The sequence below is a fragment of the Alphaproteobacteria bacterium genome (assembly GCA_030740435.1).
Classification (GTDB): domain Bacteria; phylum Pseudomonadota; class Alphaproteobacteria; order UBA2966; family UBA2966.
In genome coordinates, this window is the sequence record JASLXG010000031.1 from 20,319 (window position 1) to 44,209 (window position 23,891).

The 23,891-nt window shown below is 65.4% G+C and carries 28 protein-coding genes; 16 read left to right on the plus strand and 12 right to left on the minus strand.

The genetic code is table 11. The annotated features are described in order from the left end of the window. The first annotated feature begins 36 nt into the window (after window positions 1-36). Window positions 37-360, plus strand: coding sequence for a hypothetical protein (locus QGG75_03505; protein MDP6066307.1), 324 nt, complete (start codon window positions 37-39; stop codon window positions 358-360). A 91-nt stretch (window positions 361-451) separates the two neighbouring features. Here QGG75_03505 and QGG75_03510 read toward each other — a convergent pair whose 3' ends face one another. From QGG75_03510 to QGG75_03525, 4 genes are all read right to left on the minus strand, one after another. Continuing rightward, entirely contained in the window at window positions 452-934 is a 483-nt protein-coding gene (locus QGG75_03510) for a hypothetical protein (GenBank protein ID MDP6066308.1), read from the minus strand. A gap of 28 nt (window positions 935-962) precedes the next feature. Beyond that, the gene (locus tag QGG75_03515; GenBank protein ID MDP6066309.1) at window positions 963-1,622 is read right to left on the minus strand and encodes a TRAP transporter small permease subunit; all 660 of its coding nucleotides are present in this window, start codon (window positions 1,620-1,622) and stop codon (window positions 963-965) included. A gap of 28 nt (window positions 1,623-1,650) precedes the next feature. Next, window positions 1,651-3,081: a TRAP transporter large permease subunit gene (locus QGG75_03520; protein ID MDP6066310.1), complete on the minus strand. Its 1,431-nt coding sequence runs from the start codon at window positions 3,079-3,081 to the stop codon at window positions 1,651-1,653. A gap of 190 nt (window positions 3,082-3,271) precedes the next feature. Then, window positions 3,272-4,333: a TRAP transporter substrate-binding protein gene (locus QGG75_03525; protein ID MDP6066311.1), complete on the minus strand. Its 1,062-nt coding sequence runs from the start codon at window positions 4,331-4,333 to the stop codon at window positions 3,272-3,274. 294 nt (window positions 4,334-4,627) lie between these two features. On the opposite strand from QGG75_03525, the gene QGG75_03530 reads away from it, so the two are divergent. Genes QGG75_03530 through QGG75_03555 form a run of 6 tightly spaced genes read left to right on the plus strand, consistent with a single transcriptional unit; the run spans window position 4,628 to window position 9,740 of the window. Next, entirely contained in the window at window positions 4,628-5,326 is a 699-nt protein-coding gene (locus QGG75_03530; protein MDP6066312.1) for a hypothetical protein, read from the plus strand. A gap of 3 nt (window positions 5,327-5,329) precedes the next feature. After that, entirely contained in the window at window positions 5,330-6,496 is a 1,167-nt protein-coding gene (locus QGG75_03535; protein MDP6066313.1) for an MlaE family lipid ABC transporter permease subunit, read from the plus strand. 4 nt (window positions 6,497-6,500) lie between these two features. Continuing rightward, complete coding sequence (locus QGG75_03540) at window positions 6,501-7,286, plus strand: ABC transporter ATP-binding protein (GenBank protein MDP6066314.1); 786 nt, start codon at window positions 6,501-6,503, stop codon at window positions 7,284-7,286. Window positions 7,287-7,300: 14 nt separating this feature from the next. Continuing rightward, window positions 7,301-8,320, plus strand: coding sequence for an MlaD family protein (locus QGG75_03545; GenBank protein ID MDP6066315.1), 1,020 nt, complete (start codon window positions 7,301-7,303; stop codon window positions 8,318-8,320). Between the two features lie 14 nt (window positions 8,321-8,334). Further along, complete coding sequence (locus QGG75_03550; protein MDP6066316.1) at window positions 8,335-8,949, plus strand: ABC-type transport auxiliary lipoprotein family protein; 615 nt, start codon at window positions 8,335-8,337, stop codon at window positions 8,947-8,949. After that, window positions 8,925-9,740 (plus strand): class I SAM-dependent methyltransferase, encoded by an 816-nt coding sequence (locus QGG75_03555; protein MDP6066317.1) that lies wholly within the window; start codon window positions 8,925-8,927, stop codon window positions 9,738-9,740. The genes QGG75_03550 and QGG75_03555 overlap by 25 nt, the downstream gene beginning before the upstream one ends. On the opposite strand, the gene QGG75_03560 is transcribed toward QGG75_03555, so the two are convergent. From QGG75_03560 to boxC, 3 genes are read right to left on the minus strand one after another with little or no spacing between them, the layout of a single operon-like run. Further along, complete coding sequence (locus QGG75_03560) at window positions 9,737-10,699, minus strand: PDR/VanB family oxidoreductase (protein MDP6066318.1); 963 nt, start codon at window positions 10,697-10,699, stop codon at window positions 9,737-9,739. The genes QGG75_03555 and QGG75_03560 overlap by 4 nt on opposite strands. Before the next feature lie 31 nt (window positions 10,700-10,730). Beyond that, the gene (boxB, locus tag QGG75_03565) at window positions 10,731-12,146 is read right to left on the minus strand and encodes a benzoyl-CoA 2,3-epoxidase subunit BoxB (protein ID MDP6066319.1); all 1,416 of its coding nucleotides are present in this window, start codon (window positions 12,144-12,146) and stop codon (window positions 10,731-10,733) included. A 3-nt stretch (window positions 12,147-12,149) separates the two neighbouring features. Then, window positions 12,150-13,799, minus strand: a complete 1,650-nt coding sequence (boxC, locus tag QGG75_03570) for a 2,3-epoxybenzoyl-CoA dihydrolase (protein MDP6066320.1) — start codon at window positions 13,797-13,799, stop codon at window positions 12,150-12,152. Between the two features lie 236 nt (window positions 13,800-14,035). On the opposite strand from boxC, the gene QGG75_03575 reads away from it, so the two are divergent. The 6 genes from QGG75_03575 (at window position 14,036) to QGG75_03600 (ending at window position 17,856) form a co-directional block, all read left to right on the plus strand. Beyond that, a complete protein-coding gene (locus QGG75_03575) occupies window positions 14,036-14,269 on the plus strand; it encodes a DUF1902 domain-containing protein (GenBank protein MDP6066321.1) in 234 nt (77 codons plus the stop codon). A 3-nt stretch (window positions 14,270-14,272) separates the two neighbouring features. After that, a complete protein-coding gene (locus QGG75_03580; GenBank protein ID MDP6066322.1) occupies window positions 14,273-14,473 on the plus strand; it encodes a type II toxin-antitoxin system HicA family toxin in 201 nt (66 codons plus the stop codon). Window positions 14,474-14,671: 198 nt separating this feature from the next. Then, window positions 14,672-15,454 (plus strand): hypothetical protein, encoded by a 783-nt coding sequence (locus QGG75_03585; protein MDP6066323.1) that lies wholly within the window; start codon window positions 14,672-14,674, stop codon window positions 15,452-15,454. Continuing rightward, on the plus strand, window positions 15,451-15,834 hold the full coding sequence (locus QGG75_03590; protein MDP6066324.1) for a HEPN domain-containing protein: 384 nt from the start codon (window positions 15,451-15,453) through the stop codon (window positions 15,832-15,834). The genes QGG75_03585 and QGG75_03590 overlap by 4 nt, the downstream gene beginning before the upstream one ends. A 106-nt stretch (window positions 15,835-15,940) precedes the next feature. After that, window positions 15,941-16,837 (plus strand): tetratricopeptide repeat protein, encoded by an 897-nt coding sequence (locus QGG75_03595; protein ID MDP6066325.1) that lies wholly within the window; start codon window positions 15,941-15,943, stop codon window positions 16,835-16,837. A gap of 17 nt (window positions 16,838-16,854) precedes the next feature. Continuing rightward, a complete protein-coding gene (locus QGG75_03600) occupies window positions 16,855-17,856 on the plus strand; it encodes a tetratricopeptide repeat protein (protein ID MDP6066326.1) in 1,002 nt (333 codons plus the stop codon). A 6-nt stretch (window positions 17,857-17,862) separates the two neighbouring features. Here QGG75_03600 and QGG75_03605 read toward each other — a convergent pair whose 3' ends face one another. The 3 genes from QGG75_03605 to QGG75_03615 all read right to left on the minus strand — a co-directional run bounded on the left by QGG75_03605 (window position 17,863) and on the right by QGG75_03615 (window position 20,169). Next, window positions 17,863-18,243, minus strand: a complete 381-nt coding sequence (locus tag QGG75_03605; protein MDP6066327.1) for a type II toxin-antitoxin system VapC family toxin — start codon at window positions 18,241-18,243, stop codon at window positions 17,863-17,865. Next, window positions 18,243-18,479 (minus strand): type II toxin-antitoxin system prevent-host-death family antitoxin, encoded by a 237-nt coding sequence (locus tag QGG75_03610; GenBank protein ID MDP6066328.1) that lies wholly within the window; start codon window positions 18,477-18,479, stop codon window positions 18,243-18,245. Before QGG75_03610 ends, QGG75_03605 begins: the two co-directional genes overlap by 1 nt. Window positions 18,480-18,582: 103 nt before the next feature. Then, window positions 18,583-20,169, minus strand: a complete 1,587-nt coding sequence (locus QGG75_03615) for an AMP-binding protein (protein ID MDP6066329.1) — start codon at window positions 20,167-20,169, stop codon at window positions 18,583-18,585. 171 nt (window positions 20,170-20,340) lie between these two features. Between QGG75_03615 and QGG75_03620 the strand changes: the two genes are divergently transcribed. The 3 genes from QGG75_03620 to QGG75_03630 are packed head-to-tail and all read left to right on the plus strand — an operon-like array spanning window position 20,341 to window position 22,980. Beyond that, window positions 20,341-21,165: a hypothetical protein gene (locus tag QGG75_03620; protein ID MDP6066330.1), complete on the plus strand. Its 825-nt coding sequence runs from the start codon at window positions 20,341-20,343 to the stop codon at window positions 21,163-21,165. Window positions 21,166-21,181: 16 nt separating this feature from the next. After that, window positions 21,182-22,720 (plus strand): DNA polymerase Y family protein, encoded by a 1,539-nt coding sequence (locus QGG75_03625; protein ID MDP6066331.1) that lies wholly within the window; start codon window positions 21,182-21,184, stop codon window positions 22,718-22,720. A gap of 26 nt (window positions 22,721-22,746) precedes the next feature. Beyond that, window positions 22,747-22,980, plus strand: coding sequence for a hypothetical protein (locus QGG75_03630; GenBank protein MDP6066332.1), 234 nt, complete (start codon window positions 22,747-22,749; stop codon window positions 22,978-22,980). Window positions 22,981-23,030: 50 nt separating this feature from the next. Here the strand turns inward: QGG75_03630 and QGG75_03635 are convergent, their stop codons facing one another. Both QGG75_03635 and QGG75_03640 read right to left on the minus strand, forming a co-directional pair. Next, on the minus strand, window positions 23,031-23,609 hold the full coding sequence (locus QGG75_03635; protein MDP6066333.1) for a helix-turn-helix transcriptional regulator: 579 nt from the start codon (window positions 23,607-23,609) through the stop codon (window positions 23,031-23,033). 9 nt (window positions 23,610-23,618) lie between these two features. Further along, a complete protein-coding gene (locus tag QGG75_03640; GenBank protein MDP6066334.1) occupies window positions 23,619-23,837 on the minus strand; it encodes a type II toxin-antitoxin system RelE/ParE family toxin in 219 nt (72 codons plus the stop codon). Window positions 23,838-23,891 lie beyond the last annotated feature (54 nt).

The window sequence follows — 23,891 nt, forward strand, 5'->3', positions numbered from 1 at the left end:
AATTCCCCGACACCGAGCCTTGAGAGGCTGCGGCCGATGAGCGATGATACGCACGACCGATCCAGGATCTGGCTGGTGCGCCATGCCTATGCGTTCTCGCTGGTGCTGGTGCCGGTCTGGGTGATCGACTTCTTCCTGCCGGGGGGCTGGTCCTCGTTCTGGTTGACGATGCTCTGGTTGGCGGCCTTTGCCGGGCATTACTTTTTCGTCCGGGCGCTGGGCAGCAGCGATGCCTGGGCCCGCGACCGGGCCCTCGACCTCAAGGTCAAAAGCTACGACGTGCGCCACATCCAAGAGATCGAACGAAGCGCCGCCGAAGGCAAATGGCCGGGAAAACGGGGCCCCGAACTCGATCGTTGATATCGCGTGAAATGGGCGGTGCAGTGATGCTACCGGGGGGCGGAGGCCAAGGGCGCGGATGCGCCCGCCCGGCGAGGGGCCCTAGCAAAAACTAAAACCGCTTGGGTTTGTCGTCGGGCGGACCCTCGGGCATGGTGTCGAAGGCCCGGATGATGGCCGTGACGCGGAAGGTGTAGCGCAGCCAGAGCAGGCAGACCGCGGCCACCACCCATTTGTCGAGCGTGCCGAGTTGGGTGGCCAGGGCATCGCTGGCCAGGATCAAGCAGGCCATGGGCGGCGCACTGACGGCGTAGAACGCAGCATAGGGGTTCTTGGTCAGGCCTAGGAATAGCGCCGTCAGAAACATCGACAGACAGTAGAAGGTCAGCGCCGTGGCTATCAGGTCGCCGGCCGGATCGAGCTTGGCTATGGCCACCAGCGTCCAGATGCCAAACAGCGAGGCCAGGAACCAGGTGTAGATGAAAAGCTCGCTCTTGGCCTGGCGGCGGTTGAGCTTGGCGACCTTGATCAGATAGGGCGTTTTGTCGTCGTTCCAGACGTACTTCCGGATAAAGGTGTACCAGTTCGACGTCATCGCGACGCCGCCCAGCGCTGTCGCAAAGTCAGGCCTCGACGGCAGCTTCCTCCTGCGCCTTTCTCGCCTTTTCGGCTCGCTTGGCCTGGTCCTCCGGCCATTCCAGCGTCATCAGGTGGAAGCGCAGATCGCGCGGCCCAAAGATCACCAGCACCGTTTCGAGCCACACCGCAAAGGCGGCCACGGCGGCCATGACCAAGCCGAACAGCAGCACCGACTTGATGATCCAGCGCATCGGCAGGCCGACCAGCGAGGCCGAGATCTCGTTGGTGATGAAGGCCTCGTAGGCATAGATGCCGGCGAAGTAGACCACCAATAGGGTGTAGGGAACCAAGAAGAAGGTGCAGCCGATGAACTCGACCAAGGCCTGGTTGAGGAAGGTCAGTTTTTCGCGCAGCAGATCGACGCGGACGTGGCGGTTGTTGACGTAGCCATAGCCCAGCACCAGGGCGAAAAGCGCCGTGTGGAAGTGCCACTCGAGCTCCTGGATGATGGTCGAATCGAAGAGGAAGCCGACCGGCCCAAAGGCCTCCATGAGCCAGACCTGCATCTTGCCGATCTTGCGAAACAGCACGTCCCAGATGGTGAAGAAGACCAGCGGCAGGATGAACAGTGCCCCCCAGCGGCCGACGAAATCGACGAAACGGCTGAGGCCGGCGCTGAGGCGGATCATTTTTTCAACGGGCATAGAGCTCACCTTCTGCTGGCGACCGGAATTACAATCCACCATAGACGACGCGGGGCAGCCAAAGCGCGACCTTGGGCAGTGTCAGGACGCCGATCAGGGCTACCAGTTGCAGGGTCACGAAGGGGATGATGCCCTTGTAGATGTTGGCGATCTTGACCTCTTCCGGGGCGATGCCCTTGAGGTAAAAGAGCGCGAAGCCGAAAGGCGGCGTCAGGAACGAGGTCTGGAGATTCACCGCCACCAGGATCAGGAACCAGAAAATCATGCCTTCCTGCGAGACGTGGGTGCCGAAATCGAGACCCACCACCAGCGGTGCGAAGACCGGCAGGATGATCAGCGTGATCTCGATCCAGTCGAGGAAGAAGCCGAGTATGAAGACGATGCCCATGATCAGGATGAGGAGGCCCCAGGCGCCCAGGCCGGCCTGCAGGATCAAGTGCTCGACGATGTCGTCACCGCCCAGCGCCCGGAAGACGTAGGCGAAGCAGGTGGCGCTGACGACGATGAAGAAGATCATGCCGATGGTGAGCGCCGAGGTGTGGCTCACACCCCTGAGGATTTCCCAGCTGCAGCGCCGATTGGCCACGGCCAATATCACGGCACCGAAGGCGCCCACCGCGCCGGCCTCGCTGGGCGTCGCCCAACCCATCAGGATCGAGCCCTTGATCAGACCAATCAGAAAGACCGGCGGCAGAAAACTCTTCAACAGCAGCGGCGCCATCTCACCCCGCGGCACGTACAAGAGCTCCTTCGGCAGCGGCGGCGCGATACTGGGCCTGATGCTTGCGGCGATGACGATATAGGCGAGATAGAGGGCGGCCAGAAAGAGGCCCGGGCCCAGCGCCGACATGAACACGGTGCCGACCGAGACCGACATCAGGTCGGCCATGATGATCAGCATGATGCTGGGCGGGATCAAAATACCCAGCGTGCCCGAGGCGCAGATCACGCCTGTGGCCAGTTGCTGACTGTATTTTTGCTTCAACATGGTGGGTAGCGCCAGCGCCGTCATCATGGTTACCGAGGCGCCGATGATGCCGGTCATGGCGGCCAGGATGGTGCCCATGATGGTAACGGCCAGGGCCAGCGCGCCCGGTACCCGGCGCAGCAGCACCTGGCAGGAATAAAGCATGTCGTTGGCGACGCCCGAGCGCTCCATCATCACGCCCATGAAGACGAAGGTGGGCACCGCCACCAGCACCAGGTTCTCGGCCGCCTGACCCCAGATGCGGGGCAGGAAGGCGAAGTATTGGGCCAGGGCAAAGACGTCCAGCGCGTAGCCAACCATGCCGTAGAGAAAGGCCAGGCCGCCCAGGATGAAGGCTACCGGATAGCCGGAAAAGAGCAGGATACCCAGGGTGCCGAACATGAAGACGGGCAGGAAGTCCTGCAACACGTAGAGCAGCGGCGCCTCGTCGTCCTTGCCCATGAAGACCAACAGCACGACCACCGTGACCATCACGACCATGGGGATCAAAAGAACGAGAAGCGACTTGCCCTCGGGCTGTTCGGTTGTGGAAATCGGCTCCTGCATGCCGGGCTCCCGAAGCTTATGGATCACAGACATAGGCTGGAGTTTGCCATGGCAAACTCCAGCCCAGTCTCAAGAAAGCGGAAGGATGATTATCCGACCGCAGAGTTTAGTGCGTTTACTGCAAGTAGCCGTGATCCTTCCAGACCGCGTACTCGGCGCGGAAGGCCGAGATATGGGCGAGGATCTCCTTGAACAGCGGATCCTTGGCCGCCTGCTCCGCTTGCACCGCTTCCCAGGCCTTCTTGACGGTGGCCAGGAACTCGGGCGACCAGCGATGGATGGTGACACCCTTGGCCTTCAGGGCCTTGAGCGCACCGGCCTGCAGGAACTCGCCGCGGGCCAGGATGTCCTTGACGCTGTTGCCGCAGGTGATCTCGATCATCGCCTGATGCTGTTTGGAAAGGCCCTCGAATTTGGCCTTGTTCATCAGCAACTCGAGCACCGAGGATTGCTGATGCCAACCCGGGAAGTAGTAGTGCTTGGCGATTTGATAGAATCCGAGGTTGAGATCGATCGAGGGCGACGAGAATTCGGTGGCGTCGATGACACCGCGCTCGAGCGCCGGATAGATGTCGGCGGCCGCCAGCAATTGCGTGCTCACGCCCAGCTTTTGCATAACCTGGGCACCCAGGCCGAAGAAGCGCATCTTCAGACCACGAAGGTCGGCAGCACTTTTGATTTCCTTGCGGAACCAGCCCGAGGCTTCCGGAGGAATGATGCCGCAATGGAAGGCCTTGAGGCCATGCTGGGCGTAAATACGGTCGTAGATATCGTCAGCGCCGGCCTCGTAGAGCCAAGCCAGCATCTCGCCGGGGCCGGGGCCGAACGGCACCGCCGTGTACCAAGCCAGGGCGGGAATTTTGCCAACGTGATAGCCGGCCGTGCCCCAGACCGCGTCGACGGCGCCGGCCTTGACGGCGTCGAAGCCCTCGAGCGACGGCACCAGGGCGCCAGGCTCGAAGAACTTGATCTCCAGCGAGCCGCCGGAGATGCGCTTGATGTTGTTTGAGAACCACGGGCCGGACTCGCCGATCACCGTCAGCTTCGAGCCGAAGGTGCTCTGCATTTTCCATTTGACCCGCTTGCCTTGCGCGTCGGCGGTGCTGGCCAGGGCAAGCGCAAACGTGCCTGCGAGGCCGGCAACGGCAACGGTCTTCAATAGCGACTTCATCTTCATATTGCCTCTCCCTCGTTGACTTGAATGCCCCCCGCGATGTTCCTTGCCGGATGGCCTGGCACCGCTGTTTCCAGCCCAAAAGGTTTGGGTCGGCTGGCACTCCTCCATTAACGAGAAGCCATATTACACAACTCGCCTTACTTGGCAACGGAAGAGGGCGATGATTTGTAATTGGCTGCCGGGCAGTATGATTGATCTTGCCGAGAAACCGCATGCCATGATTAGCCTCGACGGCCGGGGTTAACCTACACTCGGGCGAACTGGTTATTGCGGGATGGACAGGGAGGCCGAGGTATGGTGGTCCTGAACGAGCTTTCCGGCGGGCGCCTGCGCTCAATGCTGGCGGCTGGCCGGGATATCCTGGAATGCTACCGCGTGTTGGAGCGCGGCGGCCTCAACATCGTCGGCGAGGTGCTCAGGGAGGGTGGCACTTTCTACGAATGGAACCACTACCCGGACGGTGACATCTTCGATCCCGAGAGCCACAGCCAGCACTACTACCACGCCCACCGGGCCGAGGAGCACGGCCACTTTCACACCTTCCTACGCCAGCCCGGCATGCCCAAGGGCAGCCGCCCCATGGCCAACAAAAGCAAGGAGAAGTGGCCCCGCGGCAAGGATGCACTGAGCCACCTGATCGCCATCTCGATGGACGGCTACGGCTTTCCCATCCGGCTTTTCACCACCAACCGCTGGGTTACCGGCGAGTGCTGGTACCGGGCCGACGACGTCGTCGCCATGCTCGACCTTTTCGTCATCGACCACGCCGCGCCTTCGTGGCCGGTCAACCGCTGGGTCAGCGGCATGATCCGCCTCTTCCAGCCCCAAATCGCCGAGTTGGTGATCGAGCGCGATGCCACCATCAAGCGCTGGCGCGACGGCCACCCCGAGAGCGACGTCCTCGAAGATCGCCAGCTCGACATCACCTCGGTGCTGGATATCTCGGTCGAAGATCAAGTGACGGCGGTAGAGCAAGCCCTTGGCGAGGCTTGATTCATGGTCATGAGTGACGGCGCCACATTCGCCGGCGACAGCCGGGCCGCCGGCTGGCTGCAGGTCGAGGAGCGCCAGGGACGGACCGTGGTTGCGGCCGGTGGGCGCTGGGACATCGCCAGCGCCGGCCGCCTCAAGCAGGAGCTCGGCCGCTTGGCTGCCGACCCCGGCCGGCCGCTGCAGCTCGATGCCGGTGCCATCGAGGCCATCGACACGGCAGGCGCCTGGGTGCTCTACAGCGCCATCAAGCGCTGGCGCGGCAGTGACGGCGGCCTCGATCTGGCCGCCCTGGCGCCGGTGGTGGCCGACATGCTGGCCCAGGTCGAGGCCAACGACCGGCCGCCCTTGCCGGCGCCGCCCCGGGTCAATGCCATCGTCCACATGCTCAGCAAGCTGGGCGCCAACACCGCCGAAGTAGCCCGCGAAACCATCGACCTGCTGGGCTTTTTCGGGCTCATTTTCGCCACCATCGGGACCGTCCTGGTGCAGCCCCGCAGGCTGCGCCTCAAGCCGCTGATCTACCACATGGAATACGCCGGGCTGAATGCGCTGCCCATCGTCGGGCTGATCTCGTTCCTCATCGGTGTGGTGCTGGCCTACCAGGGGGCGACCCAGTTGCAGCGTTTCGGGGCCGAGGTCTTCGTCGTCGACCTGATCGCCGTCTCGATCCTGCGCGAGGTCGGTATCCTGCTCACCGCCATCGTCGTGGCCGGCCGCTCGGGCAGCGCCTTTACGGCCCAGATCGGCTCCATGCGCGTGCACGAGGAGATCGACGCCATGCAGACCATGGGCCTCGACCCGATGGAGCTCTTGGTGCTGCCGCGCTTGCTGGCCTTGGTCATTTCGCTGCCCTTGCTGGCTTTCCTCTCCGACCTGATGGGATTGTTGGGCGGCGGCCTGATGGCCTGGGTGGTGCTCGACATAACGCCCAGCATGTTCCTCGAACGCCTCAGCGCCTCGGTCAGTCTGTGGACCTTCGCCATCGGCATCATCAAGGCGCCGGTCTTTGCCTTTTTGATTGCCATGATCGGCTGTTACGAAGGTTTCCAGGTCTCGGGCTCGGCCGAAAGCGTGGGCTGGCGCACGACACGATCGGTGGTCGAGGGGATCTTCCTGGTGATGGTCGTCGATGCCGTCTTTTCCATCTTCTTCGCCTACATCGGGGTCTGAAGCGATGACCGACGCCGACGCTCATGCTCATGACATCGCCATCCGAGTGCGCGGCCTGCGCACCCAGTTCGGCAGCCAGGTCATCCACGACGATCTCGATCTCGACGTGCGCCGCGGCGAGGTGCTGGGCGTGGTCGGCGGTTCGGGCACCGGCAAGTCGGTGCTGCTGCGCACCATCATCGGCCTCAACCGGCCGGCGGCGGGCGAAATCGAGGTGCTGGAGCAAAATCTGACCCGGTCCACGGCGGCCCAGCGCCGCCGCATCGAGGAACGCTGGGGCGTGCTGTTTCAGGACGGCGCGCTGTTCAGCTCGCTGACCGTCTTTCAGAACATCCTGGTGCCGCTCAAGGAACACACCGATCTGGATATGCGGCTGATGTGCGAGATCACCGACCTCAAGATCGGTCTCGTCGGCCTGCCGCCCGAGGCTGCCGACAAGTATCCCTCCGAGCTTTCCGGCGGCATGCGCAAGCGGGCCGGGCTGGCCCGGGCGCTGGCGCTCGATCCCGCCATCGTCTTTCTCGACGAGCCCACGGCCGGCCTCGACCCCATCGGCGCCGCCGCCTTCGACGAGCTGATTGCCCGGCTGCGGGCGGCGCTGGGGCTGACCGTTTTCATGGTCACCCACGACCTCGATTCACTGCACGCCATCTGCGACCGCATTGCCGTGCTGGCCGAGAAGCGTGTTATGGTTTGCGGGCCCATGTCGGAAATGCTGGTCAACGACCATCCCTGGATCCACGAATATTTCCACGGCCCTCGGGCCCGGGCCGCACAGGGCGGAAACTAGGCTGAGGGGGAGGCATGGAAACCCGCGCCAACCATATGCTGATCGGGGCCTTCGTGCTGCTCGTCGTGGCCGGCATCTTCGGTTTCGTGATCTGGCTGGCCAAGATCGAGATCGATCGCGAATTCTCCTACTACCACATCTATTTCGAGGGCTCGGTGTCGGGCCTGAACAAGGCCGGCGAGGTGCGCTACAAGGGCATCCCGGTGGGCAGCGTCAAGGAGATCGTCATCGATCCCCAGAACCCCAACCGGGTACGGGTGCGCATCGAGGTGGCGGCCAACACGCCGGTCAGGGAGGATTCGGAAGCCACGCTGGAGCTTCAGGGCATCACCGGCGTTTCCTACGTGCAGCTCTCGGGCGGCGATCCCAAGAGCCCCAAACTGAAGCGCAAAAAGGGTGAGGCCCTGCCCATCATCGCCTCGCGGCCGTCGCAGTTCGAGGAGTTGTTCGCCGGCGCGCCCGAACTCATCAACCGCGTCATCCTGCTGGTCGGCGAGGCCACCAAGATCTTCAGCCCGGAGAACCGCGTGGCCGTCGGCGACATCCTGGAGAACCTGCAGATCCTCAGCGCCTCCTTCGCCGACCGCTCGGCCAAGATCGAGAGCATTATCGACGACGTCGAAAGAACCAGCCTCGAGGTGCGCCAGGCGGCGGCCCGGGCCAACAGCGTGCTCGAGGGTCTGACCGAGCAGATCGACATCCTGGTCGAGGGCGCCGACACCACCATGGCGGTGGCGCGGGGCACCATGTCCGGTGTCGACCAGGTGTTGGACCAGGATATCAAGCTGTTCCTGGCCGATGCCCGGGCCACGGCGCATTCCTTCGCGCAGGTCGGCACTGAGCTTGATTCGCTGTTGCAGGACAACAGCGAGACCATCACCGGCTTCATGGGCGAGGGCCTATACGAATTCACCCGCATGATCACCGAGATGCGCCTGATGGTGACGAACTTCTCGCGGCTCACATCGCGCATCGAAAGCGACCCGGCGCAATTCCTGTTCGGCGATTCGCAGCATGGCTACAAGGCCAAATAGGAGGCACAGGCGCGATGACAGGCAGAACATCGATCACGGGCCTCATGGCGGTGCTGCTGCTGAGTGCCCTGGCCGGCTGCACCGGCCTGGTGCCGGGCAGCGGGCCACCGGCCGATTACTACATGCTCTCGCCCAAGAGCACCTTCAGCGACAAGATCCCCGTGATCAACTGGCAATTGGTGGTCGAGGAGCCGCAGGCCTCGGGCGTGCTGGCCACCCAGCGCATCGCGCTGACGCGCCAGGACATGCGCATCCAATACTACGCCGGCGCGCGCTGGACCGAAGCGGCGCCGCGCATGGTCCAGACACTGCTGGTCGAATCCTTCGAAAACACCAACAAGATCGTCGCCGTCGGCCGCCAGGCCGTGACTCTCAGGTCCGACTTCAACCTGAAAAGCGAGCTGCGCGAGTTCCAGGCCGAACTGGGCGGCGCCAAGCCCAAGGTGCGGGTCAGGATCAACTCCAAGGTCATCAAGATGCCCAAGCGCAAAATCATTGCGTCGCGCACCTTCGAGAGGCTGATCGAAGCCGAGGACGCCAGCATGGATGCCGTGGTCAGGGCTTTCGACAAGGCGCTCGGCAAGGTGCTCAAGCGGATCGTCGAGTGGACCCTGATGACGGCCAAATAAGGCCGGGATCCGGGGGCGCGCTCTACGACCGCATCGGCGTCGGCTACGACGGCACGCGCCGGGCCGATCCGGGTTTGGCAGGCGAGTTGCACGATCATCTTGGGCCGGCCCCCGGCGCCGTCCTCGACCTCGCCTGCGGCACCGGCAACTACACCTCCGCCCTGGCCGCCCGGGGCCGCCGCATGATCGGCCTCGACCGCTCGCCGCAAATGCTGGCGCAGGCCCGGCTCAAGGGGGCCGAGCCCCGGGTGCTGGCCGACGCCGCCCGGCTGCCCTTTGCCGAGGCCGCTTTCAGCGGCGCCATCTGCGTTCACGCCGTGCACCACTTCGCCGATCTGAGGGCGGCCCTGGCCGAGGTCGGCCGGGTGCTGGCCCCCGCCGCCCGGCTGGTGATCTTCACCGGCTTTCCCGAACAGGTGCGCAGTTATTGGCTGAACGCCTATTTCCCCGTCGCCCTCGAACGTGCCGCCCTGCTGGTGCCGTTAGAGACCGAGATCGCCCAGGCCCTGGCGGCGGCCGGATTCGGGCCGCCCAGGGTGCTGCCCTGGCAGGTCAAGCCCGATCTCGTCGATCTCTTCATGTATGCCGGCAAGCACCGGCCCGAGCTCTATTTCGACACCGCCGTGCGCCGTGGCATCTCGACCTTCGCCAATCTGGCCGACGCGGCCGAGGTCGAAGACGGCCTGGCGCGATTGCGCGCCGACCTCGACAACGGGCGTTTCGAGACCATCGCGGCCGGCTATGGCAGTACCGTGGGCGACTACAGTTTCATGATTGCCGGCAAGGCCTAAAGATCGAGCGTAAGCTCCGGGGTTTTGGCCCGCGAAATGCAGATGCACATCTGGCCTTCGGCCTGTTCGTCGGCGCTCAGCGTGTGGTCGCGGTGGTCGGGCTCGCCTTTCAGCACCTTGGTGGCGCAGAGGCCGCAGATGCCCATCTTGCAGTCGAAGTCGGCCTCGACCTTGGCCTCGAGCAGCACCTCGAGGATGCTCTCGCCCGCTGGCACCGTGTAGCTGATGCCGGACTTGGCCAGGGTGACTTCGATGGCTACATCTTCGGGCTTGGATTGGCCGGCCTTGAAGAGCTCGTAATGGACTGCGGCCTCGGGCCAGCCCCATTCGTGGGCCTTCTCGCGTACCGCCCCGATCAGGCCGGCGGGGCCGCAGACGTAAAGCTGGCAGCCCTCGGGACGCTTTTCCAGCAGGCCTTCGAGATCGATGCCCTGGGCCGGGTCGCCGCCGTCGAAGGCAAGGTGCGCGCGAGCTCCGAGCAGCGCCTCGATGTCGGCGCGAAAGGCCATGTCGGCCGGCGAGCGGGTGACGTAGTGGAGCTCGAATTCTCGCTCCTGCAGCGCCAATACGCGGGCCATGCTGAGGATCGGCGTGATGCCGATGCCGCCGGCGATAAGCAAGCTGGGCCCGCCGCTTTCGCTCAGCGGAAAATGGTTCTTGGGCTCCGAGACCGCGAGCTCATCGCCCTCGCGGATGCCCTCGTGCATGAAGGCCGAGCCGCCGGTGCTGTTCGCATCCCTCAGGATACCCAGCCGATAACGCCCCGCCTCGGCCGGCGAATTGACCAGCGAATAGGAGCGTTTGTCACGGCTGCCGTCGGGCAGGGTGACGGCTACGTCGACGTGGGCCCCGGCCGTGAACGGGGGCAGCGTTGCGCCGTCCGCCGCCACCAGGTCGAAAACCTTGATGGCCGGGGTCGCCTCGACGATCTTCTCGACCTTCAATGTTAGATCGTTCACGGGTTTCTCTCCGCCGCGACCGTCTTGGCGGTCAGTTCAGCTTGACGTATTCGAAATCGATCGGCTGGCGGTTTATACCGCGAGCCGGTGGCGCAATCCAGTTGGCCATGCGGCCGCGCTCGACCACCGGGGCCATGAGCGAGGCGACGTAGGCCCGGTCGGCGGCGCTGGGCAGCCACTGGTCGCGCCCGGCCTGCCATTCGGCGGCCGGAAGGATGGCGCCCTGGGGTGTCACATGGAGGGCTTCGAAGCTGCCGATGCGGCGGTGAAAGGCGCGGTGGGGGAGGCGCAATTCGAAATCGATGCCATGATCGGCGATGGTCTTGTTCCAGCGCTCGAGGCCGCGCTGGCAGTCCTCGGCGTAGTTGTCGCGGAGCCGCTCGTTGACGGCGTTGAGGGCGGGGTGCTCGACGCTGCGAAAGCCGCTGCCGTCGGCTTCCAGCACCGGGTATTGGGCCTGGCGCAACACGTGGTCGTCATCGAGCTTGGCCTCGCCGAAGCGGCCCTTGAGGCCGCCGGAGAAGTAATTGGCGGCGTTGGTGGAAACTTCCGAGCCGAAGAGATCGAGCGAGACCGAAAAGTGAAAATTGATGTAACGCTGGATGAGATCGAGCGAGATGCCGCCCTGCGGCCTGAGATCGGCCGTGTCGTGCTCTTGCATCATTTCGCAGGCCCGCTGCACCACGCGGCCGACGCCGGATTCGCCGACGAACATGTGGCGCGCTTCTTCCGTCAGCATGAAGCGGCATGAGCGCGACAGCGGATCGAAGCCCGATTCGGCCAACGAGGCGAGCTGGTACTTGCCGTCGCGGTCGGTGAAATAGGTGAACATATAGAACGCCAGCCAGTCCGGCGTCGGCTCGTTGAAGGCACCAAGGATTCGCGGCTTGTCGGCATCGCCCGAACGGCGTTCCAGCAAGGCCTCGGCTTCTTCGCGGCCGTCGCGGCCGAAGTGCGCGTCCAGCAGGTAAACCATGGCCCACAGGTGGCGGCCTTCCTCGACGTTGACCTGGAAGAGGTTGCGCATGTCGTAAAGCGAGGGACAGCTTTGGCTGAGCAGGCGCTGCTGCTCGACCGAGGCCGGTTCGGTGTCGCCCTGGGTGACGATGATGCGCCGGAGCGTGCTGCGATATTCGCCGGGCACTTCCTGCCAGGCCGGCTCGCCCTTGTGCTGGCCGAAGTTGACCTGGCGGCCTTCTTCGGGCTCGGCCAGGAAGATGCCCCAGCGATAATCGGGCATCTTGACGTAGTCGAAGTGCGCCCAGCCCTTGGCGTCGACGGCCACCGCGGTGCGTAAGTATACCTCGCTGGCCTGGTAGCCCTCGGGGCCCATCTCGGCCCACCAGTCTCGAAACTTGGGTTGCCAGGCTTCGAGGGCACGCAGCAGGCGCCGGTTGTCGGCCAGCGAGACGTTGTTGGGAATTTGTTGGTTGTAGTCGATGGCCATGGTTCAGATCCTTCCCTTGTCGAATTTGGCGCGATCGCCGCTGCCGTAGCGTTGCAGGGCACCCTCGGCACCCACCGCGTTGGGGCGCTGGAAGATCCAGTTCTGCCAGGCCGTGAGGCGGGCGAATATCTTGGTTTCCATGGTTTCCGGACCGCCAAAGCGCAGATTGGCTTCCAGGCCCACCAGGGCGTCGGGCGAGAAGCTGGAGCGTTCCTCCAAGGCCAGGCGAACCTCGTCTTCCCAGTCGATGTCGTCGGGGATGAAAGTGACGAGCCCGAGCTGGTCGGCCTCCTCGGCCTCCAGGTCGCGGCCGATGGCGCTCCGTAGCGTCTCGAGGTGCTGCGGATCATCGAGGAAACGCGCCTCCAGGCGGCTCAAGCCGTGTCCCATGGGGTAGCTTTCGAAGTTGAGCTCGGTCAGCCCGAGCGCCGCCGGCGGCCGGTTGTCGCCCTCCACCCGGCCTTCCAGCATGTAACTGCGGTCGGCCGCCAGGACGAGTTCCAGGAGTGTGCCGACGAAGCAGCTGCCGGGCTCGATCAGCGCGATCAGCGAGCGCGAGCTGAGATCGAGGCGTTTCAATGTGCGTTTGAGGTAAAGCGTCACCTCGCGCACGAACCAGTTGTCGGCCTGGGCCGCCAGGGCGGTGTCGGCCGCCGCCACGAGTTCAGCCTGGCCTTCCGTGCGCAGCACCCAGGTGCCGATCTCGGGCTCGTTGAAGCGCAGGTGCAGCATGGCATCGTCGAGTTCGCGGGCCAGCGCCAGCGGCCAGAAACCGGCGCCCTGGGCGAGCATGGCGGCGGCCTCGGTGGGTGACGCCTGTTCGGGCCCACGGACCACGATGGTGGCCATGCCGGCGGCCCGGTCGATGGCCACGGCAACGGTCGAATATTCCAAACGGTCGCCGTCGATACGCCGCTCCAGCGGCTTCAGCTCAACCCCGGCGGCCTCGGCCGGGCGGTCGCTGCGGGCCGCAAGTTCGGCTCCCAGTTCCGCCACCCGTGCGGCCATCCGCGAGGTCGGCACGACCTCGTCGACCAGCCGCCAGTCGACGGCACGGGCGCCCTTCAGACCCTCCTCGACGGTGCAGAAGAAATCCGCCCGGTCGCGCCGCACCCGGCGCTTGTCGACCAGCCGGGTCAGGCCGCCGGTGCCCGGCAGCACCGCCAGCAGAGGCACTTCCGGTAGCGCCACGTTGGTATTGCCGTCGTCGGCCATGATGATGTAGTCGGTGGCCAAGGCGAGCTCGTAGCCGCCGCCGGCACAAGGGCCGTTGATGGCGGTAAGGTATGTCTGGCCCGAATTTTCCGTAGCGTCCTCGATACTCAGCCGGGTCTCGTTGGTGAACTTGCAGAAGTTGACCTTATGGCCGTGGCTCGAGCTCGCCAGCATGCGGATGTTGGCACCGGCCGAAAACACCCGCTCCTTGCCCGAGGTGATGACCACGGCGCCCACTTCGGGGTGCTCGAAGCGCAGGCGCTGAACGGCGTCGTAGAGCTCGATGTCGACGCCCAAGTCGTAGGAATTGAGTTTTAGCTCATAGCCCGGCGCCAGGCCGCCCGCTTCGTCCACGTCCCAGGCCAGGGTGGCGACGGGGCCTTCGACGCTAAGCCGCCAGTGGCGGTAGCGGCTGGGCTCGGTGCGGAAGTCGATCATGGCGGGCCTCGACGGGTATTAGATTAATAACGATTCGCAAAAGGTATTATAATGCATATTTCAGCCGGTGCAAGCACTATTTTGCGTTTCAAGATTGGCCGGGTTTTGGCCCTGGAGGAAGGCGGCCGAAACCTGGTGAAGTCTTGTTCCGCAACCTTGGCGGTGCCATATTTGTGATCTAGCAACACCTTGTTCGCTAAATTTTGGGATGAAACCTGCGGTGCAGGAGATCAAGCATGCGCGTTCATGTGCTCGCCAAGTGGGATGACGAGGCTAAAGTCTGGGTGGCCACCAGCGACGACGTGCCGGGGCTGGTCACCGAAGCTGAAAGCCGGGAGGAACTGATCGAAATCCTCCGCGTGCTGGTTCCCGAGTTGTTGGAGGCAAACGATGTCTGGGAGGAGGGCGCCGTGCCGGGCGTTCCCATCGAACTGCTGGCGACCTGGCAGGAGCGTATCTCCCTCCGCTAACGCATGGCGGATTTCGCCCCCAAACTCAGGAAGATGTTGCGCGACGCCGGATGTTCTGCGGTCGGCAGGGGGCGCGGCAAGGGCAGCCACGAGTTCTGGCACGAACCGAACAGCGGCAAGAGGTTCGCCGTCCCACAAAAGATCAAGTCGCGGCATACGGCCAACGAGATCCTGAGGCAGGCGGGATTGGCGAAAGCGTTTTAGGAACCAAACCTTCCTCGAGTCCCGATTTCAAACAATTTTGCGCCAAAGTCGGTCTCTCATTTCTATGATACCGCACCGACATGACCGTGCTCTGGGGTTGACTTGATGGCAGGGGATAATGGAGGTTGTGTCGTGACGGAACGTACCGGGGCGCGCTGAAATGGTGAATAGTGGGAAAGCGCCCAACGGGGACGATCAATGAACACTCCCGAGCCTTTGACGGAACAAAACGTTCTGCACAATCAGATGATCAATGCCGACGAGTCCGATCTCGCCACGTTGAGGGACATCGTTTGGAAACTGAGAAAGCTGGACCGCAAGCTCGGAAACGACTTCAGTACCCGCATGTCGCTTCAGATTGGGCTTATGGCGATTGGGGAACGCGAGGAGGCCGATTCCCTGACGGAGTCGTTGTTGGGTCTCTGTCCAAAGCAGAACCCCATCGATATTGCGATGTTTGCTGGATCCCTCGCGGGTTTGCTCCGCCTAGACGAAGCACACTTGGTCATTAGACGGCTTTTCGAGTCGTCCGGACGTCGTGTCATGCCCTATTTGATCGGTGCCGCCACCCACTGCGCCGCCCTTGAGGGAGACGCTGATTGGATGGCCGAACTTGCAGAAATGACCTCCGACGAAAGTAATTCATCTGCCTCGGAGATCCTGGAAGTTCTGAATGTGGCTGAGCTTGTAGATCACTTCGCCCCTCACCAGAACATTGTCAACCAGATCATGCGGTCGCATCAATGTGGCTCCAAGATCGCGAGGTGTTTGCGCGAAAAGGGAGATGAGGCTCTTTCGGTAATCCGATATGTACCGAGTTCTCGGGCGAAGCGAACAGAACTTCAAACCGAAATTCGGCTAGCCCTTTCCGCCTACTACAAGTCGGTGGGCCTCGACCCGAGCATATGTCTCTCACATTTCTCGACTGCGATCTTGCCTCACCCGGTAGCCATAACGGAGCAGGATGGCGTTGCGGCGTGAGAATAGGCGCCAATTTTGTCGCCATCGCGCGGCGCCTCATGAGGGACGCGCACACGGAGGCCGAGTGGCGCACTGTCATCAATCGCTGCTACTACGGTGCCTTTCGCACCATGCGCGGATACGCGAGAACTGTGGGCTTTGTTGTTGATAGAAATCGTTCCGTGCACCGGCACCTCATTCAATTTCTTCACGCGTCGGATGACGCCACTTTGAACCAGTGCGCCGACCTTCTGTTCAACCTTCGGACTCTGCGTGAGATTTCCGACTATGACGAACCGGGAGGGATCACCAAGACCGACGCGCAGGGTGCCATCGAGGATGCTGCCGACATCATCGAAGAGAAGTTGGTCGAAATCGAGGCTAAGAAGAAGATCAGGTAACCCCTGTTTGGGATCGCAGGCACCGTGAGGGCGATCCGATTCTTCTTTCGAGTTCAGCCAATTGTGACTTGGCAGCGGCGGCATATGACGGCAGCATGCCGCCGTCATGAAATCGTGGTTATTTTTTCTTCTGGCGGCCTCGCTGCTGTCGCCCGGCTTGGCCCGGGCGGAAACCGTCACCGACTGCGACCGGTGGGCCGCCGCCCCTGGCGATCCCGATCGGCTGGCGCCGGGCGTGGCGGCGGCTGAGCTCGACTTCGGTGCCGCCGTCGCGGCTTGCCGCCAGGCCCTGGCCGGTGCTCCCGGCAATGCTCGCTTGGATTATCAGTTGGGCCGGTTGCTGGCTGCTGCCCGTGATCCGGCCGGTCTTGGGCACCTCGAACAGGCGGCAGCCAAGGACTACCGCGCGGCCCAGCATCTTTTGGGCTTGATTCTCGGCTCGGACTATCTGGGTGCCGCCGATGGCAAACGCTCGCGCGCCCTGATCGGCCAGGCGGCGGCGGCCGGGCACACTGCTTCCCAGGTTCATTTTGGGCGGCTTTATTTGGAAGGCAGCGGGGTGAAACGCGATCTTGCCACGGCGCTACGCTGGTACCGGGCGGCGGCCGACCAAGGCAGTCCGGAAGCCGCCCTGGCCCTGGCCGAGGCCCACCTGGCCGGCGAGGGCGTGGCCAAGGATGCGGCCCGGGCTTTCGCCTACCTGGCGCTGCCGCTGGCGGCCGGCGACAACCGTGCCCGCACCCTGGCGGCCAGTCTTTATGTCTTGGGCGAGGGCGTTGCCGCCGATCCCGCCAAGGGCCGCGAGCTGCTCGAGGCGGCGGCCGGCGAGGGCCATCTGGGGGCCGCCCTCAACCTCGGTATCTACCATCAGTCGGGCGTCTTCTCGGGCAATCAGGGCAAGCCCACGGAAGCGGACCGCGAGGCGGCGCGGGACTGGCTCTGCCGGGCCGGCCTCCAGGGCCGCCGGGCGCGGCGCGAGTACATCGGCGGCGGTTGTCCCTAGGGCACCCAGTGAACGCCATGCTGAATACCACCCGCCTTGCCTTGTTTTTCGTTGCCGCCCTGTTGCTGGCCGGCGGCGAATCCCGTGCCGGGCCGGCGCAGGGGTGCCTGGGCGCCGATTCCCAGGCCGCGCCGCCGGCCGCTCTCGATGCCGCCTCGCGGGCTTTCGGGCGGCTGCACTACAGGGCCCTGGCGGTGGCTTGCGCCGAGGCCCTGGCGGCCAAGTCTGACGATCGGGATCTCCGCTTCCGGCGTGGTCGGGCGCTGCTGCTGGCCGGTCGGCCGCAGGGGCTGGCCGACCTCGAGGTGGCGGCCCGGGCGGATTACTTGCCGGCGCTGCGCCTGCTGGGGGTGGCGCACCGTTCGGGGCTGGCGCCGGTGGATTGGGGCCGGACCCGGCAGTGGCTGAGCCAAGCCGCGGCGCTGGGCGACGCGATTTCGCAGTTTGGCCTGGCTGAGCTTTTGGCGGCCGGCGAGGGCGGCGCCGCCGATCCCGGGGCGGCGCTCGCGTGGGTGCAAAAGGCGGCCGCCCAGGGGCATCCCCCGGCGCTCCTCGAGCTCAGCCTCAGGCACCAGCGCGGCCACGGCGTGGCGGCTGACGCCGAGCTTGCCTTCGAGCTGCTCAAACAGGCCCTGGCAGCCGAGCTGCCCCGGGCCATCCAGGCCCTGGCGCTGATCTACCTGCGGCCGGGCGGGGATGCCGCCCGGCGGGCCGAGGGGCTGGCGCTGCTCGAAAGCCTGGCGGCCGAGGGCAATGCCACCGCCAGCATCACCCTGGCCCGGCTTTATTTGAAGGGCGGCGGCGTCAAGCGCGACGCCGCCAAGGGGCTGGCGCTGCTCGAGCCGCTGGCCCGGGCCGGCGACCTCAAGGCTCGCCTCGAACTCGGCCACCTTTTCTTCGAGGGCTACTACGTGCACCGCGACACCGCCCGCGGCAGCCACTGGTACTGCCTGGCCGGCGGCCCCGGCGCCCGTCACTTCGACGCCTACCACCGCGGGGAGACGTTGGACTGCAAGTAAAGGCAGCTACCAGAGCCGCGAGACGCCGTAGCGGTCCAGCTTGGCGTTCTTGCTGACCAGGCGGCAGTCCTCCATACGCGCTTGAACCGCCAGCACGCGGTCGAAGGGATCGCGGTGCTTTTTGTCGAACGGCAGGTCGGCGTATGCCGCACAATGCCCGGGTGTGATGTCGAGGAAGCTGAAGTTCGATCCGTTCATTCCCTCGATCAATGGGGCAGGCAGGACGAGCTTTCCCGATCCCTGCTTGATGGCGATCTCCCAGGCGCTTGCGACGCTCACCCAGATATTGTTGGCGCTCTCCGCCATGGCCTCGTTGGCTGCTGTCGATAGCCGGGCGGGATCAAACAGCGCCCACAGCGCGGCATGCGTGTCGAGCAGCAGGCGCATCACTTAATCAAGTCGCCGAAGATCTCCTCCGGCGGTATTTTCTCGTCCCACCCAGGGGGTTGTTCGGAGAGATGCGCCGCCCAGATCCCCAACCGGCGAGGTGGTTTCTCCTCCACCGGCACCAGGCGAACCGCCGGTTTGCCGTTGCGCGCGACGATTACCTCCTCGCCGGCTTCGGCGGCCCGGACCAGCTCCGAGAGGCAGGACTTGGCTTTGTGCATATTTACGGTACGCATCCGACGGCTCCGGGTTTGATAACCAGTTGGTCTTAGCTTAGCTAACATTAGCTAAGCTAAGGTTCGAAACAGATGCAAGTCAGGTCCGGCCTGATGCCGCCCCCTATCCCGCCTCGCCGTCGGCCTCCTGGTATTCTGCCCTGAGAACGTTCTTCTGGATCTTGCCCACCGCCGTCTTGGGCAACTCGTCGACGAAGCGGATCAGGCGCGGCCGCTTGAAGTTGGCCAGGTGCTGGGCGCAAAAATCGATTAGTTCCTGCTCGGGCAACCGGGCGCCCTCCTTCAGTTGTACGTGTGCCGCCGCCACTTCGCCCCAGCGCCGGTCGGGAATGCCGAAGACGGCGCACTCGACCACCTCGGGGTGCTGGTAGAGGATGTTCTCGATCTCCTTGGGGTGGATGTTCTCGCCGCCCGAGATGAACATGTCCGAGCGCCGGTCCATCAGCGTAACGAAGCCGTCCTCGTCGACCGTCGCCAGATCGCCGGTCCAGCCCCAGTCGTCACCCCGGCGAAAGTATTCGGCGGTGCGTTCGGGGTCTTTGTAGTACTCCGTCATCATGTGGTCGCCGCGGCTGACGATCTCGCCCACCTCGCCGGGCGCGATGGGCCGGCCTTCTGGGTCGACCACGGCCACCTCCATGGTGCTCGGCGGGCGCCCGATGGAGCCCAGCTTTTCGGGCAGGTATTCCGGCGGCATCATGGTCAGCGGGCAGCCCTCGGTCTGGCCGTAATTGGCGGTGATGGCGAGCTGGGGAAAGCGCTGGCGCAGTTCCTCGAGCAAGGCCAGCGGCATCGGCGAGCCGCCGTAGCCGATTTTGCCGAGGCGGCCGAAGAGCTCGGCATCGAAGGCGGGATCGTCGAGCAGCATGGTCAGCATGGTGGGCACGAAGAAGGTGGCGATCACGTGGTGGCGCCTGATGATGTCCTGGAAGGCCTCGGTGCTCCACTGCGGCAGCAGCACCGCCGTGGCCCCGGCCAGTACCGTACCGTGGTACCAGACCGCCAACGCGGCGGCGTGGAACATGGGCGTGATGACGGCGTTGACGTCGTGCTCGCTGATGCGGTGGTCGAGCACCGTGGCCAGCCCGGCGTGCCAGCGGCAGCGGTGGTGCGAAACGGCGCCCTTGGGGAAACCGGTGGTGCCGCCGGTGAAACAGATGGCCGAGGGGTCGGTGGAACGGAGCGCGATGCCGGGATGATCGCTCGAGGCCGGGGCCAGGAAATCGGCAAAGCGCGTGGCGCCCGCCAGGGCTTCTTGCGGCCCCGAGCCCTCGGCGTCGTCGGCCCCGAAGTCGTCCTCGCCGTTGATCAGCACAACGTGTTCCAGACCGCCGATCTTCTCCAGTGCCTGGGCCGCCACAGGGGCGAAGGGCCGCTCGACGAGCAAAACCTCGACGTCCATCTTGTCGAGCACGTAGGCCAGCTCGTCGGCCGTGTAGCGGAACGAGGCATGGGCCAGCACCAGGTTGGTGCGGGCGGCGCCGAAGTGGATGATGGGGTAGGCGGCGACGTTGCGCGCCATCAGGCAGAGCTTGGCCTGGGGTCCGAGTCCCAGTGCCATGAGGGCGTTGGCGCAGCGGTTGGCCTGGGCGTCGAGGGTGGCGTAGTCAAGTTCGATGCCGCCCGAGATCAGGGCCGGCTTCTGCGGAAAGCGGTTGGCGTTAAGGCGCAGCATTTCGCCGATCAGCATCTCGGTACGTTCCCCGGTACGACTGTTTCTCCCCCCGTGGTTCTGATGTTTGGAGGTTTTTGGCGCTCTGTTCAAGAGCTTTCGGGCCTTGACTCGGGGTCGGAGAGGGATTAGAACAAAATAAGAACATTTAACAACAAGAAAACCAGACCAGGTTATGGGAGGAGAGCAGTGCCCCATCCCGGCAAGGCCGCCGTGCTCGCCGATCTGCGCCGCCGCATCGCCGGCCCCGCCACCAATTCCGCCCCCGGCAGTGCCGGCGGGGTCACAACAGGGTTGCCGGGGGCGGAAATGGTGGCGGGGGGCTGTTTGCACGAGGTGGTGGCGGGGCCGGCCGGTGCTGGCGCGGCCCTGGCTTTCGCCAGCCTGCTGCTGGCCCGCCTGGCCGCTCCGGAGGGGCAGGCGGCGCCCGTGCTGTGGTGCCAACGCCTTGACGACGTCCATGAGCGGGGGGCGCTTTATGGTCCCGGGCTGGCCGCCTTCGGCCTCGATCCGGGGCAATTGATCGTGGCCCGCGGGCGCCGCGATGCCGAGGTCCTGTGGGCCATGGAGGAGGGCTTGCGCGTGCCCGCCCTGGCGGCCGTGCTGGGCGAGGTCGAGGCCCTTGATTTTACTTCCAGCCGGCGCCTGCAACTGGCCGCCGGAGCCAGTGGCGTCACCGCCCTGGTGCTGCGCCAGGACGGCGAGCTGGGGTCCACGGCGGCGGCCACGCGCTGGCGGCTGGCGCCGCTGGCCGGGGCTGCGCTGAAGAATTCAATCGGGGACGAGGTTTCGCGGCGCTCGCGCTGGCATCTCGAACTTTTGCGCTGCCGGGGCGGAGCGCCGGCGGACTGGCAGGTGGAGTGGCACGATGAAACGGGTGATCTCGCTGTGGCTGCCGAGCTTCAGCAGCGACCGGATCGAGCGCCGGAGGAGGCGCTCGTCAACAATCGAGCGCCGGAGGAGGCGCTCGCCAACGAACAAGCGCCAGCGCCGGCCCTCGCCGTCGCCAGCTGAATCCGCTGCGGCGGCGTTGGCTGTCGTAGTCGAGGATCATGGCGCCTTGCGGCTGGCGGCGGTCAATGCCGCGGCCCGGGCCGGCGGCGTCGGGCCTGGCCTGACGCTGGCCGATGCCCGGGCGCTGGTGCCCGGCCTCGAGGTGCTGGCGGCCGAGCCGGCGGCCGAGGCGGCGGAACTGGCTGCCCTGGCCGACTGGTGCGGCCGCTATTCGCCCTGGGCGGCGGTCGATGCGGCGGTCCAGCCCAGCGGCGCCGGGCTCTGGCTCGACATCAGCGGCTGCGCCCACCTGTTCGGCGGCGAGGCGGCGCTGCTCGACGATCTCGGCGCGCGCATCCGGGGCCTGGGTTTTGCCGCCCGGGCGGCGCTGGCCGACACGCCGGGCGCGGCCTGGGCGGTGGCCCGCTTCGGCACCGCGGAAAGCGGGCCGCTGGTACCGCCGGGCCGCACCCGCCAGGTCCTGGCCGGCCTGCCGCTGAGCGGCCTCAGGCTGGCGCCCGAGGTGGCCGAGGCGCTCTACCGGCTTGGCTTGCGGCGTATCGGCGATCTCTACGGCCTGCCCCGGGGGCCGCTGGCGGCGCGTTTCGGCGAGAGCCTGGTGGGGCGCCTCGACCGGGCCCTGGGCCAGGCCGCCGAGCCCATCTCGCCGCGCTTGCCGGTGGCGCCGCTGCGCGAGCGCCTGGCTTTTGCCGAGCCCATCGGCCGGGCCGAGGATATCGCCGCCGGCCTGGGACTTTTGTTGCAGCCGCTGATGCGGCGCCTGGAGCGCCAGCAACTCGGCGCCCGGCGGCTCGAGCTCAACCTCTTTCACGTCGACGGCAAGCTCAGCCGGGCGGCCGTTGGCAGCAGCCGGCCAAGCCGCGATGGCGCCCACTTCGAGCATCTCTTCGACGAACGCCTGGAGGGCCTGGAAGCCGGCTTCGGCATCGACGTCATGATCCTGGCGGCGGCCGCCACGCAGCCCCTGGCACCGGCCCAGCTCGGCCTGGAACGGGGGACGGCCGGGCGAACCGGCCGCGATCAAGACGAAACGGCGGCTGAGCTCGGCCCCCTGGTCGATCGCCTGGGCAACCGCCTGGGCCGCCGCCGCGTGATCCGCCTGGCGCCCTGCCAGAGCCATCTGCCGGAGCGCGCCTGGGCGGCCCGGCCGGCTCTCGCGCCGGCCAGCGCCGAGGAGGACGAAGCCCGCAGCCAGGGCCGGGCTCGACCGCTGCCGCCCCGGCCGTTGCGCCTCTTCCCCCGGCCCCAGGCCATCAGCGCCACGGCCATGGTGCCGGACGGGCCGCCGGTGCAGTTCCGCTGGCGCCGCCAAGTGCACCGCGTCTTGCGTGCCGAGGGCCCCGAACGCATCGCCCCGGAATGGTGGCACGAGCAGGCAGTGATCGAAAACGCCGTGCTGGAGACCCCTTGGGACCGGGCAACGCGCGACTACTTCCGCGTCGAGGACAGCCAGGGCGGCCGTTTCTGGCTCTACCGCGAGGGCCTCTACGGCCCCCAGCCCGACGGCCCGGGCTGGCAGCCGCCGCGCTGGTATCTGCACGGCGTGTTCGGGTAAGCCAGGGACCGGCAAAGGAGGCAGGCATGGCAAAATTGACGATCACAGGCCTGGATGAGGCCGTCATCGAGGTCCTGCGAGAACGGGCAAAGGCCCACGGTCATTCGTTGCAGGACGAAGTCCGGCAGATTCTGGCCCAGGCAGTGGGGCCGCCGCGCGCCGACAACCCGCGCGCCGTGGCCGACCGCATCGCCGCCATGACCCCCGACGTGCCCCAGACCGACAGCGCCGAGCTTTTGCGCCAGGACCGCGAACGATGAGCGGTACTACCGCATTCGAGGTTCCCGGCAACGTCCCTTTTCCGGGCGGGCTAAACCAAGTCGTCGAGATCCACCTCGAGCGCTGCTGCCAGGCGGTGCAACAGCTTGAGCGAGCCCTGGCGCCGGCCGGTCTCGATCTGCGAGAGATAGGCCGGCGTGGTGGCGATCTCCGCCGCCAGTTTCCGTTGCGTCAAACCGCGGTATTCGCGAAAGACCTTGATCGGGTTGGCGCCGTCGATCAGGCGATCGACGATGGCCAGCGGCAGGCTTTCTTCGGCGCGCTCCTTGGCGGCGTCGTATGCGGCGGTGTCTTCGGCCTCTTCGGTATCTTCGTTAATGCCGTGCACCAAGGAATTACGCATGGTTTGCCAAGAGGCGATTTCTTTTTGCAGCTTATCGGCAGATACAGTTTCAAAAAGTTTCTTCCAGTACGCGGCCATAGGTATGGACGCATGAGGGGAGTCGGAGCGCTTTCGGCCTTCCTCCGCCGCCCCCTTTCGCGCGTACTCCAGCAACGCTGCAAAAGCCTCAACCGGCAAAACTGCAAAGGCCGCTTTGCCGTCGCGCCCGGCGATCAACTGTATCGGGATCTCAGTGTCAGTCCGATCCTTGCTGCTGGGCTTCACCATGTTTCGTCCTCATCTTCTCTTGCGCGGTTTGTAGACGTCGCCGCGCGGCTCGATCGCCAGGACGTCCAATATGCCGTCGTCGATCTCGAAAATCACCCGCCAGCCACCGATGCGGAGCCGCTGGCCCGGCCGGTTCGTCAGGGGCCTTACGTCGAGACCGTGGCCGGCAGGATCGGCGGCGATGGCAACGATGGCCTGGCGGATTTGCCCGGCCGCTTTCGGCTGCATACGACGCAAAACCCGGGCAGGGGTCCGTTTGAGCGTTACCTCCAGCACGACAAA